Source organism: Bifidobacterium saguinibicoloris, assembly GCF_019331725.1.
GTDB classification, from domain to species: Bacteria; Actinomycetota; Actinomycetes; order Actinomycetales; family Bifidobacteriaceae; genus Bifidobacterium; species Bifidobacterium saguinibicoloris.
In genome coordinates, this window is sequence record NZ_JAHBBF010000002.1 from 168,688 (window position 1) to 184,051 (window position 15,364).

Consider the following 15,364-nt stretch of genomic DNA (forward strand, 5'->3'; position numbering starts at 1 on the left):
CATCATGTCGGCTGCAACCGCTGATGCCACGACCGCGAAGATCGTGGAAAATCCGCCGTTCAAGAAGACCGAGCCTATGGCCTACGCCATGGGCGACATCGGCAACGGCTTCTACTTCCAGTTGGTCACCAACTACGCGATGATCTACATGACCGACGCCCTGGGCATCAGCCCCGCCATCGCCGGCATCATCATCTTCATCGGCAAGCTCATCTCCGCCTTCACCGATTTCGGCACCGGCGTGTGGGCCGACAACGCCCCGCTGCGCAAGGACGGCCGCTACCACTGGTTCGTGCGCACCCTGCGCTACCCGCTGATGGCCGTCATCGTGCTGACGTTCCTCCCGTTCGTCTCCAGCTGGTCCCTGGGCCTGCGCATCACGTACATCACCGTGATCTACATCCTCGGCGTGGCCTGCTACTCCGCCACCTCCGCCCCGTACGGCTCCTTCGCCTCCGTCTCCACCCCGGTCGTCAAGCACCGTGACGAGATGGCCGCGGGCCGTGGCTTCGGTTCGACCGCCGGCGGCATCATCGTGACCTTCATCCTGCCGCTCGTCATGTACACCACCGTCAAGGACTCCACCGGCGCCGACAAGAAGGTCCTCAACGGACCGGTCCTGATCTGGGTCGCCATCGTCTTCGCCATCCTGCTGTGGATCTGCTACGAGATCACCCTGCGCGGCACCGTCGAGCGCATCCGCGTCGAGAAGGGCGCCAAGGAGCACGTCCCGCTGTGGAAGTCCATCGCCTACATGTTCTCCAACCGCGCGATGGTCGCCCTGATGCTCGCCGCCCTGCTGCTCATCTTCGCCCAGATGTTCGCCGGCGCCGTGAACGCCTACCTGTACAAGGACTACTTCGAGAACACCGCCGCTCTGGCCATCCTGGCCGTCCAGAACGTGCCGGTCCTCATCGTGGCCCCGTTCGTCCCGGCCATCTGCGACAAGTTCGGCAAGAAGCTCGTCTGCGGCGTGCTGCTGGTCTTCACCACCGTGGTCTACGTCGTGATGTTCTTCCTGCACATCACCAACCCGTACGTGTTCGTGGTCTTCTCCATCGTCGCCATCTTCGGCAACGGCGTGTTCGGCCTGATGGTCTGGTCCTTCATCACCGACATCATCGATGACATCCAGGTCAAGACCCACACCCGTGAGGATGGCACCGTGTACACCGGCTACATGTTCGCCCGCAAGATCGGCCAGGCCCTCTCCGGCCTGCTCCCGGGCATCGTGCTCGCCGCCACCGGCTACGTGACCGCCGACGCCGGCGAGGCCGTGCGCCAGTCCACCGAAACCCTGAACAACATCTACGGCGTCGCCACGCTGGCCCCGGCCATCGGCAACGGCCTGATCGCCCTCATCCTGCTGTTCTTCTACCCGCTGTCCGGCGAGATTTCCAAGAAGAACGCCGCGATCCTCGACGAGCGCCGCGCCAAGGGTGAGATGTGATGTTCACCGCGTTCGCCACTGATCCGCAACATCTGATCACCATCATCGTCGTGGCGGTCGTGGCGACCGTCGCCAGCTACGCGGTGAATTACTTCGCCAAGCGTCGCTGACCATCCCCGAGGGGCATGGGCCGTACGGTCCATGCCCCTCGGCATATATACACGAAGCCCCTTTCCGCGGTGCATCGCGGAAAGGGGCTTCGTCGTCCCGTCGTCCCGTCGTCCGGTCACGTCGGAACGTCGGCTCCGGTCGTCAGCGCAGGGCGCGTCCGGCGCACCAGACGTGTTCGACGGACCAGTCGGCGGCGTCGAGCAGGTTGAGGTCGGCGGCGTATCCGGGGGCGATGAGGCCGATCGGCGCGCCGGTCACCGTGTTGGGCCTGTCGAATCCGAAGGCGCGTGCCGGGGTGAGCGTTGCGGCCTCGACGGCGGCGACCGGACTGAAGCCGAGTTCGTTGACCGCGCGCTGCACCGCGACCTCCAACGTCAACGTGGAGCCGGCGATGGCGCCGTTGGACACGAGACGCGCGTGGCCGTCGATGACGTTCACGTCGAGTTCGCCGAGCTTGTACGCGCCGTCGGGGCAGTCGGTGGCGGCCATCGCGTCGGTGACGAACGCGATGCGGTGGGGTGCGAGACCGAAGCCGAGCTTGACCATCGGGTTCTGCACGTGGAAGCCGTCGTTGATGAGTTCGATGGTGACGCGCGGGTCCTCGACGGCGGCCGGGATGGGGCCGGGTTCGCGGTGGTGCAGTCCGTTCATCGCGTTGAACATGTGGGTCATGATGCCCGCGCCCGCGTTGAAGCCGGCCTGGGCGGTCTCATAGTCGGCGTCGCAGTGGCCGACCGCGGGCACCACGCCGGCGGCCGCGAACTGCTTGATGGCGCCGATGCCGTGCTCGAGTTCGGGGGCGATGGTGATCTGGCGGATGCAGCCGATCTTGCCGGCGGCGGGGTCGGCGCCCGAGGCGTCGAGCATCTCGTCCACGAGTTCGGGCACCGGGTCCTTGAGGCAGTTCGGGTCGTGCGCGCCCTTGCGTTTCAGGGCGAGGAACGGGCCTTCGAGGTGGCAGCCGAGGATGTCCGGGCGGGTGGCCATCTTCTCGCGCACGGTGCGGATGTTGCGGCAGATCACGTCCATCGGGTTGGTGATGAGCGAGAGCACCTGCCGGGTGGTGCCGTGGACCGCATGGCCGGCCCGGGCCACGTCGATGCCGTCGGGACCGTCGTCGAAGCTCTTCTCCCAGGCGCCGTGCGAGTGGATGTCCACGTAGCCGGGGACGAGGATGCGGCCGGCCGCGTCGATGACCGCGCCGTCCGAGCCGGCTGGAGCGGCCGGATCGATGCCGACCGTGCGGCAGGCGTGCTCGAACGCCTCCTCGCCGGTGCCGTCCGCGGCTGCCGCGCCCGTGGCCACGATCACGCCGCGCGCGTCCGAGACCACCCAGTAGCCCGATTGTTCGCCGCGGGCGTCCACCTTGCGCGCCCCACGGATCGCGACCGGCTTGGCCTCGCCTTCCAACGCCGCGGTCACGTGCGCGACGATCTCACTTCTGTCCGTCATGGTTCCTCATGCTCCTTTGCCTGAACACCGGTGCGACCGGCGTGGATCCTTCGATGTGCACAACCAGTATTGCCCCGGTGGGCGGTTCCTCCGGGAACCGCCCACCGGGGCAACCGGCCATGCATGGGTTTTTCGTATCAGATGCCCTGCCAAGCCGGCTTGTGGGCGTAGGCATAGCGGTAGTAGTCCTTGTGACGCAGGCGGCTCGCGGCCTCCTCGTCGATGATGATCGTGGCGTGCGGGTGCAGCTGCAGCGCGGAGGCCGGGCAGAACGCGGACACGCCGCCCTCGACGGTCTCCTCGATGGCCTCGGCCTTGCCCGAGCCGAACGCGAGCAGCACGAGATGGCGGGCCTTCAGGACCGTGCCGATGCCCTGCGTGATGCAGTGGGTCGGCACCTGGTTGATGTCGTCGTCGAAGAAGCGCGCGTTGTCGATGCGGGTCTGCTCGGCCAGGGTCTTCACGCGAGTGCCGGAGGCGAGCGAGGAGCCGGGCTCGTTGAAGCCGATGTGGCCGTCGGTGCCGATGCCGAGGATCTGCACGTCGATGCCGCCCGCGGCCTCGATCGCCGCGTCATACGCGGGACCGGCGGCAGCGATCTTGTCGCCGTCCTCAAGAGGCGCGCCGTTCAGCACGTCGCCAGGCACGTGGACCTTCTCGGGGTCGAGGCCGAGCGGTTCGACCACGGTGCGGTGGATGGTGGAATGGTAGGACTCCGGGTGGGTCAGCGGCAGGCCCAGGTACTCGTCCAATGCGAAGCCGCGCACCTGGGAGACGTCGATGTGCTCCTCGTGCACAATCTTGGCGAGCGCCTGGTAGGCGGCCAGCGGGCTCGAGCCGGTGGCCAGGCCCAGCACCGCATCCGGCTTGGCCTTGATGAGATCCGCCACGCAGCGGCCGTAGATCTCGCCGGCCTCCGCTTCGTTCTTGACGATGATCACTTCTGCCATGGATGTCCTTCCTTCGTCATTGAAATCGGCGTTCCGCGGACGGACATCGTCGCCCGGCCGCAACCGCATACTGCTTCCCCACTATGGTAAGCCAGCGCCGTCTTTTATGCAAACAGTCTTTACATTAAAGAACGCTTCGTCGCGAAGGATTGAGACACCCCGACGGACCCGACACCCCTCCGTCGTCGTCCTCCCGTCGTCCTCTCATCGTCCTCGCGTATTCTTCGCGTATTCCTCCTGTAGTCCTCCCGTCGTCCTCTCATCGCCCCACTTCGCCCAGCGGCCGAAAATCGCGACGACACGCCGCACAGCGCGACTATCGGCCGCTGAGCACTCACTGGAGGCCGATTGCCGCGTTAGCGCATCCCCTACCGCGGCAATCGGCCGCTGGGAATCCGTCAACGGCCGATAGTCGCGGTGACGCGTTTCCCGGCGCGACTATCGGCCTCCCGGAACGACCCGCGGTGGCCCCAACCCTTCCCGAGCCGCGGCACTACAGCAGCATGTTGGCCACGGTCATGGCCCCTACGCCGGCGAATCCCATCACGGTCAGGCAGAAACCGGACAGGCGGGCGTTGCCGAGGACCTTGTCGGTGAAGATGGCGGAGAAGATGCCGGCCGGGGCGAAGCAGATGAAGACGACGGCCTTGCGGGTCATGTCGTCGAACGGCAGCAGATGCCATGCAGCGAACGCGAACAGCAGGCCGAAGCCGAACCGGCAGGCCACGATCATCAGCGCGTCGGCCACATCGCGGCGGGAGCCGGGCATATCCATCATCATGCCGATCATCAGCATCGAGACCACGGTGTTGCCGCCGGAGATCGGCGCGAGGAAATCGGCTACGGACATCGGCGGCTTGACGCCCGCGATCATGAGGACGGTCATGACCATGTAGACGTCGAACGGCACGGAGGTCACGAAGTTGCGCACGATGGTGCGCAGGAAGGCGCGGCGGGCGAGCCGGCGCGCGTCGCGGTCGGTGGGCGGCGCCTCGTGCGGCACGACCGTGGCGTTCGGATCGGAGCCGACCTGCCCGGCGAGCGGGCGCGACGAATCGATGTGGAGCAGCGCGGCGGTGGTCACATAGTTGCCGGCGGACATCATGATGGAGTTGCCGACGTCGAACATGATGGCCGGCAGGGCCGCGGCGGGGCCGATGAACGTGGTGAGGATCGGCAGCGTGAAGTTGCCGACGTTGAATCCGGCTCCGTTGAGCATGAGGAACGCGCGGCGGGCCACTGGCATGCGCCTGGAGACGACGAACATCGTGACGAGCGGGATCGTGGCGCATACAAGCCCGAACACGGAGATCCACAGGAGGCCCAGATCATGGTGCCCGGTGGCGAACGAGGAGACGATGGCGGCGGGCAGGGTGATGTCGAGCACCACCTTCTGCAGCACGCGGTACTCCCCCGCGCCGAACAGGCCGATGCGCTTGAGCGCGTATCCGATGAGGATGATGGTCAGTATCTTCGCGACGGCCAGCACGGGTCCTCCTTGCGAACGGGAACTTGCGAACGGAAATGAGCGAACGGAACCGGAATATGGCGAAACACGTTGGGGGCGGCCCGAAACGGAACCGCCCCCAACGTGACATAACCAAAGGAGTACAGGGAACAAAGAGACGCGAGGGATTCAGGCGGACAGGCCGGCGAAGAGGGCCGACCAGTCCTGGGACTCGTCGTCACGCTCGAGTTGTTCGGCGTTCATCGGCACCTCCTTCGCCATCCTGCATGGGCCTTCCCCCGGTAATTCCGGCCGGCGGGAACCGGCCGGAAGGGCATCACTCGTCGACGCCCCAGACGCGGACCTTGCCCGGAGCCACATCGCCGAGCAGGTGGGTCGGCGCCGGGTTGAGGTCGAACTTGCCGTCCTCCGGAACGGTGGACTCGTTGAGCGGGCCGTTGCCCTTGTGGACGGTCACGGTGCCCCAGGCCGGGACGGTGACCTTCTGCCAGCGGTTGCCCTCGCCGTTGATGGTGAAGGCGGCCTCGAGCGGCTTGCCGGTCGGGTTGTAGATGTGGGCGGCCACGTCGCCGTTCGGGGCGAGGAAGGCCACGGAGCCCAGACCGCCGGACCAGCCGTCGGGGGTGTAGTTGGAGGAGCGGACCACCACGGAGCCGGGCTCGACGTCCTGGCCGAAGGCGCGGAGCATGAAGTATTCGAGGTTGCGGATGACCTCGCCGGTCTCGTGCTGGATGGTCACGACGCCGCGGCGGCCGGTGGCGCCGACCTGGTTCGGCAGGCCGCGCTCGTCGAGGGCGAGGTTCCACAGAGCGATGAAGGATTCGCCGGTGCGGACCAGCCAGTTGCCGATGATGCCGGACATGATGTGGGCGGCGTCCTCCGGGGTCTCCTCGATCATGCAGCGGCGCTCGGTCATGCCGAACAGCCAGTGGCTGTAGGAGCGGTTGGCGTTGAAGACGTTGGTGTACGGGCCTTCGTAGGTGTGGAAGGTCAGGCCATCGACGGCGGCGGCCTCGTCCGGGGTGACGATGTCGCGGACCTTCCACTGCAGGTTGTGCATGGAGTCGTCGTTGATGAAGATGCGCATCTCAGGGTAGGTGTCGTTGAACGCCGGACGCAGGAAGTTGGCGGCGAACTCGGCCTGCTGCTTGAGGGTCCACATCATGGCCGGCCACTTCGGGGCGTTGGACGGCTCGTTCTGGACGGTGACGCCCCAGATCGGGATGCCGATCTTCTCCATTTCCTGGACGTACTTGACGAAGTAGCGGGCGTAGGTGCCTTCGAAGGAGTCGTGCATCGGGTCGAAGCCGTTGCCGGTCCACTCGTTGAAGCGCAGGTGACCGCCCTGGCACAGGTGGCCGGTGTTCTTCATCCACGCCGGGGCGGACCACGGGGAGGCGATGATCTTGATGGCCGGGTTGATCTTCAGGATCTCGAGCAGCACCGGGATGATGTGCTTGAAGTCCTTGGTGGCGTCCGGGGCGCCGGGCTCGCCGGTGCCGAGGGAGAACTTGGTGAGCAGGTTGTCATGCTCGCCGAAGGGCAGGTCGTCATAGGTGTAGTACGGCTGTGCGGCCGGCTCGCAGGAGCCGAGCGGGATGCGGATGACGGAGAAGCCGCCCTTGTCCGGGTTGAAGCAGTCGTCGAGGAACTCGTGGCGCTGCTTGGCGTCCATGGAGTTCCAGATCAGGGAGGCGGCCGCATCGGTGATGGCGGCGCCGGCGCCGAGCCACGGCTGCTTGCGGTCGGCCAGGTCGACGACGATCTTGGCGGCGTCGCCCGGGTCGTTGACGACCTCGGGGGCGGGCAGGGTCTCGCGGCGCTGGGAGAGGTCGCCGGAGGTGACGGTCCAGAATTCGTTGCTGTACTTGCTCATTTCGGTCCTTAGGTGTGGTGCCTATACATCCTTCCGGTCCCGGCACGTCTCCGTACCGTTCCCGTGAACGATTCACACTATAGCACTTTCAATCAGTTTTAATCAAGTCCAATCACGCTTGTTCAGCGTGTCGCCCAGCAAACCCACCACGCCACACCCCCTTACGTCGTTTTCGAGCCCACCACCTACCATTAGTGTCACTAATGATCATGAATGCGCACAGCATCGCATCAACCGGTCATCAGCAGGACAATGCAGTAGTAAGCGACAGAGCAGTACCATGGCAGACACCGCATCGAACACCAACGAAACCAGCACGACCAACGCGACGAACATGACGGACGCGACCGGAACGACGACCGGAACGACGGCCGCCCCGGCGGCCACGGCCCAACCCGCCGGCAAGCGCGACCTCCTCCCCGCGGAACGGCAGGACGCCATCCTGAGTCTGCTCACCCGCCAAAGCGTGGCCACCGTGCCCGAACTCGCCACGATGCTCAACACCACCGAGATCACCATCCGACGCGACCTCACCGTGCTCAGCAAGGCCGGGCTGCTCAAACGCGTGCGCGGCGGCGCCATGTCCATCGGCAGCTCCGAGGAGCATGCCGCGCCCGCGGCCAACCCCATCCTCTCCGGTGCGCTGACCGAACGCACCCTCACGGGAGGCGTCGCCGTCAAACCCGTCCTCCACTCCCCCGAACTCGGCGGCGACCAGCCGGCCATCGGCGTGATGCTGCCCGAGCCCAGCTTCTTCTGGCCCGGCGTCATCGACAACATGCGCACCATCGCCTCCCGGATGGGCCTGCGCATCATCACCCGCGAAAGCACCTACGACACCGACGTGCGCGAGGACGACATCCTCACCGACCTCACCCAGGACCCCACGGTCTGCGGGCTCATCGTCGCCCCCAACTCGCATCCCGAGACCGGCAGACGCACCTGGGACTGGATCGCGCACGCCGATATCCCCACCGTCGTCATCGAACGCGACCTGCCGCTGCTCACCGCCGACTACGTGGACACCGTGCGCACCAACCACCCCTACGGCGTGCGCAAGGCCGCCACGCACTTCATCCGCCATGGGCACCGGTTCGTCGGCGCCGCATTCACCGACACCCCCACCTCCGACATGATCCAGGAAGGCTGGCGCGACGTGGTGGAGGAGACCGACCTCATCCAATGCCCGTTCATCTTCGACGGCATCCAGCCGTACGACACCAAGGGCGTCAACGGCATCGTCGACAAGATCCTGCTCTCCGGCGTCACCGGCATGCTCGTCCACTCCGACTATCTGGCCATCGCCATCGCACAGACGCTCGAACGCCGCGGACGTCACGTGCCCGAGGACGTGTCACTGATCTCCGTGGACGGCTTCGCCACGCCGAGCTCACGCCCGCTCACCGTGCTGCGCTCCTCGGACAAGGACCTCGCCGAGGCGGCCATCAGCACGCTGATCCACCGCATCCAGAACCCGGACTCCGCCACCAGGCACACGCTCGTCGACCCGAACCTCATCGACCGCGGCTCCGTGGTGGATGTGCCGGCGCAGCAGGCGTGACGCCCTACAGCTCCACGGTCTCCTTGTTCGGATCGTCCTTGACGTGCGCGAACTTGGCGGCAAGCGCCTCCTTGTTGCGCTTCTCGTCCTCCTCCTTGGCCTTCTTCTTGGCCAGGGCGGGGTCCCACAGCACGTCCTCGCGGTGCTTCGCCCATTCGGCGGCCGCGAGCGGCGCGATGTAGGCGGCGACGGCGTCGACGGTCGTCCCCTCGGATACGCCGGCGGGGTCGGCGGCCTTGGCGCGCACGTCGAGCAGTCCGCGGATCTGATCGTCGCCCAGGAAGATGCGCGGCACGGCGATTTGTTCGCGCAGCTCGTTGACGACGAGCAGCAGCGGCAGCGCGGCGCGCACGGCGTCGTCGGAGGACGGCGCATCTCCGTCCGCCACCGCGTCGAGCAGCGCGTCGCACACGATGAGCGCGACGGCGAACCGGTGGGCCAGCGCCTCCGCCAGCGCGTCGGACGGCCGGAACGCGTCATCGGCAGGGGCGGAACCGTCGGCGGACAACCCTTCGCCGGACGGCACGGCGTACGCGCCTTCGTCGAACGCGCCGTCGTTCACGGCGGCCTCGACGGATTCCAGCACCTCATGCACGCGCACGGACGCGGCGTCGTTCCACGCGACGCCAAGCGACTCGGCAGCCTCGTCGACGAGCGTCGCGTCGCCGGACTCGGAGAATCCCGACATCGCGTCGTACGCGTCGTTGGCGGCGAGCAGCGCGTCGACGATCCGCTGCGGACGGCCGGGAATCGAGTCCGCGCCCTCGTACACGTATTCGGCGTCCGGCACGGTCACGTCCTCGCCGGTGACGATGCGCGCGAACGCGCGCGTGACGCGCACCTGCAGGTTCTCGGCGTATTTCGCGTCGTTGTCCATGTGCATGGCTTCGGTCAGCGGCCACAGCGCGACGAGCCGCGCGCCCGCGACGGCGGCCTCGCGTACGGACGGCAGCGCGGCCACGCGCGCCACGAGGTCATCGTTCAGTTCGAAGGTCATTCCCCAAGCTCCTTTGCGTCGGCTTTCGACACCTGATTCTAGTGTGCGCTCACTCGACGTCGGCGGCGGGGTCGACATACGTGATGGACATCACACGGCCGGTGTCGCTGTCGAACGTGATCGACGTGATGGAGGCGAGCGCCGTCTTGCGCAGGAACATCCAGTGTTCGGCGTGTCCGGTCTCGAGCAGATGGCGGAACGACCAGATCGGCGATTCGTGGCTCACCACGATGATCTGTTCGCCGGCGTGCTCCCTGACCTTCTCGCGCGCGAAGTCGCCCACGCGCGCGGCGATGTGCGCGTACGACTCGCCCCAGCTGGGACGCCACAGGTTGCGTACCAGCCTCCAGTTGCCGTTGCGCCACAACGCGCCTTCGCCGTGTCCGATGCGTTTGCCGCGGAACTCGTTGCCCGCTTCGATGACGCGTTCGTCCGTGACGAGTTCCAGCGGCTTCTCGCCTCGCGCCTCGCGCACCGGGTTCAGCGCGTCGAGGATGGCGCCGGCGGTTTCGCGCGTGCGGTCGAGCGGCGACGAGTAGACGGCCGACACGGTGTTCATCTGGGGGCTGTCCGCGATGTACCGTCCGGTCGCCTCGGCCATGCGGCGGCCCCTGTCCGACAGATGGAAGTCGGGAAGACGTTCGTAGAGCAGGTGGTCCGGGTTGTAGACCTTGCCGTGACGGACGAAATGGATGGTGGTGGCGGTCATCGCCTGCCTCCTTCTGCGGGGACTGTCTGAGGTTCGCGGCCGTCGCGCCGGAGGGTGCGCGACGATTGCCGTGAACGGAACGCATATGCACTCCAATCTACCGCGTGTCGGCGGACACTCTCACGTAGAGTGGCCGCGACGCAAAAACGCGGGACGCACCGAACCGTCATCGAGGCCGGTGGCGTGCCGCGCGACCTTTGCGCGACCAACAGGACAGCACATCCGTATCGATGAGGGCTCCGCCGGCAACGCCACGCCTGCGGGGGACATCCAATCGGGAGCGGAAAGGAGCAGATGCCGTCATGTCCGAACGCAACACCATCAACGACACGAACACGACCACGGAGGAGATCCGCGGCACACGGACCGAACCGGGCGAACGGACCGGGCGAACCGGACAGGCCGGAAGCGCGCCGCGCGCCGGCATCGCCGCCGCCCTCGGGGACATCGGACGCAAGGTGTTCGGCGGCTACGCCGAACTGCTGCGCATGCCGCACACCGCACGCTACTCGATAGGCGGGGTCATCGCCTGCATGCCGTTCCCCATGGTCGGCATGACCATCACCATCTCCGTGCAGCACTATTACGGCAACTATTCGCTCGCCGGCATGCTCACCGCCATCCAGGCCATCGCGCTGGCCGTGTCCACGCCGCTGCTCGGCAAGCTCACCGACAAGTTCGGCCAACGTCAGGTCTCAATCCCCACGATCATCGTCTGGATCGTCTCGGCGGTGGCGCTCACCACGGCCATCACGAACCGTGCGCCGGAATGGGTGCTGTACGCGCTGACGCCGCTGCTCGCCGCCATCCCGCCGTGGGGCGCGATGAGCCGCGCCCGTTGGACGCGCCTGCTCAAGGGCGACCGCGAGGCCACGAACCGCGCGCTGAGCTTGTGCGGCGTGCTCGACGAATGCATGTGGGTGGTGGGCAACCCGCTCGCCTCCACGCTCGCCGTGATCTCCGGCCTGCTGGCGTTCTCGTTCACCGGCGTATGCGTGGTGGTCGGCGCGCTCATGTTCTTGACGGAGCTCACGACCGAACCGCCCTCGCAGACCGACCTGGCGCGTGCCGAAGGCATCAGCCGCAAGGAGTACCGCGCCCGCGAGGCCGCCAAGGCCGAGGCGCTGCAGGCGGAGACCACCGCCGAGGAGACGCGGCGCCGCCTCACCGAACAGGGCGTGACCGACGAGACCGTGATCACGCGCGCAATCGAACGCGCGGTGGCCGATGCCCGCACCGGCAAGGGCAAGGCCTCCATCTGGGGTCCGGGCCTCATCGCCGTGTGCGTCACCTGGTTCGGCCTGGGCGCGTTCCAATCCGCCGCCGGCATCTCGATCATCGCGTTCGCGACCGAGGCGAACATGAAGCAATACACCGGTTTCGTGTTCGCGTGCTTCTCGTTCAGCTCGCTGTGCGGCGCGCTCGTGTACGGCGCGAAGAACTGGACGATTCCCCTGTGGAAGCGGTTCTACTTCTGCCTCGCGGTGGTGAACATCGGCATCGGTTCGTTCATGTTCGCGAAGCACCTGTGGGTCATCATGATCATCTATCTGGTGATCGGCGTATGCCAGGCGCCCACGTGGATCAACGGCAACCAGCTGATGCTGCACCTGGTGCCGCCTTCGCGACTCACCGAAGGCATGGCGTGGATGGGCGCGATGAACTCGATCGGCTCCTCCGCCGGCTCGGCGATCGCCGGACAGTTCATCGACCGCATGGGCTCGCACGGCGGATTCATGGTCGTGACCGCGTTGGCGATCGGATCGCTCGCGATCGCGCTCGTGGGTCTGAAGCAGATCAAGACCTCCACCGAACAGCCGACGCTGACCGAGGTCGCCGTGTGACGGCAGGACGGCCACGGACCGTCTTTTCGAAATGTGAAACCCCACCCGGCGTACCGTGGTGGGGTTTCGTGACTCCGGCTGGAGCTGAGCCTACTTCGGCCAGCCCTTGGGGGTGTGCTCGATGGACCAGACGCCCAGCTTGTGCGAGAAGCTGTTCTGCCACTTCTCCTCGAGCTGCTCGGGGGTAAGGCGGTTCTCCGCGGACTTGAGACGGTTCATCGCGTTCGTATGGGTGTCGTCGAGCAGCCACTTGCGGATGAGGAAGTTCCACACCATCACCACGGCGGTGGCGACGAGCTTGCCGACGTTCGTGCGCAGCAGGTACTCCGTGTGCTGCGTAACGTAGGCGTCATGGTTCATGCCGTAGGTGGAGATCCAGATGATCGCGTCGTTCATGAACAGGCCGATCACCGCGCCCACGACGAAGATGACAATCTCCATCCAGCGGGCCATGTCGTCACGATGCTTGAACACGAACTTCATGCTCGCCAGATAGTTGAAGATCAGCGAGATGATGAACGAGATGGTGGCGGCGATCACGTTGTGCATGTGGAACACGCCGACCAGGATGTTGAGGATGCCCCAGTCGATGATGAAGGCGATCACGCCGACGATGCCGAATTTCATAAGCTGTGCGATCAGTTTTCTCACAAAGGGCCATTCAACACCATCCATCTGACCGGTGCATCCGTTCCCCACCGGTCAGCCAACAATCTCCCCATTCGGGAACCGCCCGCCAACGCGCCTATCATGGCTATGACACCGGCTATGACGCATGGGGTGTCATGCGAAAGCGAACAGCGAAAGGCGGAGGACGGCATGGACCACATCAGAATGTATATCGATGGACAGTGGACCGATTCCCCGTCCGGAAAGACGGCGCAGATCATCAACCCCGCCGACGGCCGCCCGGCGGCGACGATGACGCTCGGCACCGCCGAGGATGCGGACAGGGCCGTCGCCGCCGCCGAACGGGCGTTCAGGCCCGGCTCGTCATGGCGGGAACTCGCCACGGACGAACGCGCGGAACTGATGCTCAAGGCCGCCGACCTGATCGAGGAGCGTGCGGACGAACTGGCCACGGCCGAGACCAACAGCGTGGGACGCGTATACCGGGAGACCAGATACGACGACGTGTATGCGGCCAGCGGCGCGTTCCGCTATTACGCCGGACTCGTCCACGAACTGCAGGGCAGGTCCTCCACCGCGAACGGCGACATGATGACCGTGACCGTCCGCGAGCCGCTGGGCGTGTGCGCAGTGCTGGCGCCATGGAACTATTCGATGGGCACCACGGCCGCCGGGATGGCCCCCGCGCTGGCGGCCGGCAATACGGTGGTGGTCAAACCATCGTCGCTCTCCCCCGTCGCCACGGCGATGATGGTCCAGGCCATGGCCGATGCCGGATTCCCCGCAGGCAGCGTCAACCTGGTGCTCGGCTCCGGCTCCGAGGTCGGCACCGCCATCGCCCGTAACGAGCACGTGGCCAAGATCACCTTCACCGGCGGCACCGAGACCGGCAGGGACATCATCGCGAAGTCCGCGACCAGCGTCAAACGCTATGCGATGGAGCTGGGAGGCAAATCGCCGTTCATCATCTTCGACGACGCGGATCTGGACGTCGCCGTCGACCGGCTCATGTTCGGCGTCTTCCTCAGCCAGGGGCAGGTGTGCGTCGCGGGTTCGAGACTGCTGGTCCAGGACACCGCCTACCGACGGGTGATGGACCTGCTTGAGGAACGCGTTCCCGCGATCCGCATCGGCATGCCGATGGATCCGGACACCGAGTTCGGTCCGATGGTCTCCAAGCGGCACATGGAACGGGTGCTGGACTACATCCGCATCGGCCGGGAGGAAGGCGCCAAGGTACTCATCGGCGGCCACCGGATCACCGAGGGCGAGTTCGAGCAGGGATATTTCGTCGAACCGACCGTGTTCGTGGACTGCACTCCGGACATGCGCATCGTGCAGGAGGAGATCTTCGGCCCGGTGCTCACCGTGCAGACCTTCACGGATGAGGCCGAAGCCATCCGACTCGCCAACAACACCCGCTACGGTCTCGCCGGCGGCGTGTTCACCTCGGACATGGGCCGGGCGCTGCGCGTGTGCACCGGCGTGGACACGGGCATCATGTGGGTCAACACGTATATGGACGACACCCAAGGCATGTCGGTCAGCCCCCACGGGCAGAGCGGCACGACCGTGGACGGCGGTCTCGACGGGTTGAAGGAGTACACCGTGCTCAAGCAGATCAATCTGAAGTTCACCCCGTCCAAGGCGGGCTGGTTCGGCGGCGTATCCGGGAACTAGACTGGGGCCGTACATCGTACCATATTCCGTCAAGGAGGAATCATGCCCGTCATCCACACCCATGTCTCCGTCAAGACCACCAAGGAGCAGCGCGAGGCCCTGAAGACCGCGTACGGCAAGGCGATCGCCGCCGTGCCCGGCAAGTCCGAAGGCTGGCTCATGTGCCCGTTCGAGGACGACATGCCGATCTACTTCGGCGGCTCCGACGACCAGCCGGCCGCCTACGTGGAGGTCAACGTGTTCGGCCGCGGCGCCATCCCCGGCTCCGCGTGGGAGAAGCTCACCAAGAGCATCATGGCCGCGCTGAACGGCGAACTCGGCATCCCCGAGGACCGCACGTACATCCGCTACACCGCCACCTCCGACTGGGGATGGAACGGCGGCAACTTCTGAGTTGCCACCGTTCCTTCGCCGGGATTGCACCGAGCCCGGCACAAGGATTCCCGGAAGAAAACCCATCGTCCGGGAATCCTCGCACTGACGACATCCCAGCACAAGAAAACCCGGACGCAGGCCACATCATCCGGGTTTTCTTGCACTGACGACATCTCAGCACAAGAAAACCCGGAAACTCCACCTCACCTCCGGGAATCCTCGCACTGACGACATCCCAGCACAAGAAAACCCGGACGCAGG

General features: G+C 66.0%; 12 protein-coding genes. 5 read left to right on the plus strand and 7 right to left on the minus strand.

Annotated elements, in window-relative coordinates:
- Positions 1-4 precede the first annotated feature (4 nt).
- On the plus strand, positions 5-1,450 hold the full coding sequence (locus tag KIH78_RS02555) for an MFS transporter (protein WP_214311773.1): 1,446 nt from the start codon (positions 5-7) through the stop codon (positions 1,448-1,450).
- Between the two features lie 252 nt (positions 1,451-1,702).
- On the opposite strand, the gene nagA is transcribed toward KIH78_RS02555, so the two are convergent.
- The 4 genes from nagA to KIH78_RS02575 all read right to left on the minus strand — a co-directional run bounded on the left by nagA (position 1,703) and on the right by KIH78_RS02575 (position 7,307).
- Positions 1,703-3,013: an N-acetylglucosamine-6-phosphate deacetylase gene (nagA, locus tag KIH78_RS02560; protein WP_219131096.1), complete on the minus strand. Its 1,311-nt coding sequence runs from the start codon at positions 3,011-3,013 to the stop codon at positions 1,703-1,705.
- Between the two features lie 137 nt (positions 3,014-3,150).
- Positions 3,151-3,963, minus strand: coding sequence for a glucosamine-6-phosphate deaminase (gene nagB / locus KIH78_RS02565; RefSeq protein WP_214311762.1), 813 nt, complete (start codon positions 3,961-3,963; stop codon positions 3,151-3,153).
- A 493-nt stretch (positions 3,964-4,456) separates the two neighbouring features.
- Complete coding sequence (locus tag KIH78_RS02570; protein ID WP_219131097.1) at positions 4,457-5,452, minus strand: AEC family transporter; 996 nt, start codon at positions 5,450-5,452, stop codon at positions 4,457-4,459.
- Between the two features lie 295 nt (positions 5,453-5,747).
- Positions 5,748-7,307 (minus strand): glycoside hydrolase family 30 protein, encoded by a 1,560-nt coding sequence (locus tag KIH78_RS02575; RefSeq protein WP_214311753.1) that lies wholly within the window; start codon positions 7,305-7,307, stop codon positions 5,748-5,750.
- 280 nt (positions 7,308-7,587) lie between these two features.
- Between KIH78_RS02575 and KIH78_RS02580 the strand changes: the two genes are divergently transcribed.
- On the plus strand, positions 7,588-8,868 hold the full coding sequence (locus tag KIH78_RS02580) for a substrate-binding domain-containing protein (protein ID WP_219131098.1): 1,281 nt from the start codon (positions 7,588-7,590) through the stop codon (positions 8,866-8,868).
- Positions 8,869-8,872: 4 nt separating this feature from the next.
- On the opposite strand, the gene KIH78_RS02585 is transcribed toward KIH78_RS02580, so the two are convergent.
- Together KIH78_RS02585 and KIH78_RS02590 are read right to left on the minus strand one after the other, a co-directional pair.
- Positions 8,873-9,865 (minus strand): hypothetical protein, encoded by a 993-nt coding sequence (locus KIH78_RS02585; protein ID WP_219131099.1) that lies wholly within the window; start codon positions 9,863-9,865, stop codon positions 8,873-8,875.
- Between the two features lie 49 nt (positions 9,866-9,914).
- Entirely contained in the window at positions 9,915-10,574 is a 660-nt protein-coding gene (locus KIH78_RS02590; RefSeq protein ID WP_214311740.1) for a histidine phosphatase family protein, read from the minus strand.
- A gap of 488 nt (positions 10,575-11,062) precedes the next feature.
- Here KIH78_RS02590 and KIH78_RS02595 point away from each other — a divergent pair, with 488 nt between their 5' ends.
- A complete protein-coding gene (locus KIH78_RS02595; RefSeq protein ID WP_236034371.1) occupies positions 11,063-12,418 on the plus strand; it encodes an MFS transporter in 1,356 nt (451 codons plus the stop codon).
- A 90-nt stretch (positions 12,419-12,508) separates the two neighbouring features.
- Here the strand turns inward: KIH78_RS02595 and KIH78_RS02600 are convergent, their stop codons facing one another.
- Complete coding sequence (locus KIH78_RS02600; RefSeq protein ID WP_219131100.1) at positions 12,509-13,045, minus strand: GtrA family protein; 537 nt, start codon at positions 13,043-13,045, stop codon at positions 12,509-12,511.
- A gap of 192 nt (positions 13,046-13,237) precedes the next feature.
- Here KIH78_RS02600 and KIH78_RS02605 point away from each other — a divergent pair, with 192 nt between their 5' ends.
- Both KIH78_RS02605 and KIH78_RS02610 read left to right on the plus strand, forming a co-directional pair.
- On the plus strand, positions 13,238-14,728 hold the full coding sequence (locus KIH78_RS02605) for an aldehyde dehydrogenase family protein (protein WP_219131101.1): 1,491 nt from the start codon (positions 13,238-13,240) through the stop codon (positions 14,726-14,728).
- Between the two features lie 42 nt (positions 14,729-14,770).
- The gene (locus KIH78_RS02610) at positions 14,771-15,121 is read left to right on the plus strand and encodes a phenylpyruvate tautomerase MIF-related protein (protein ID WP_214311728.1); all 351 of its coding nucleotides are present in this window, start codon (positions 14,771-14,773) and stop codon (positions 15,119-15,121) included.
- Positions 15,122-15,364: the final 243 nt, after the last annotated feature.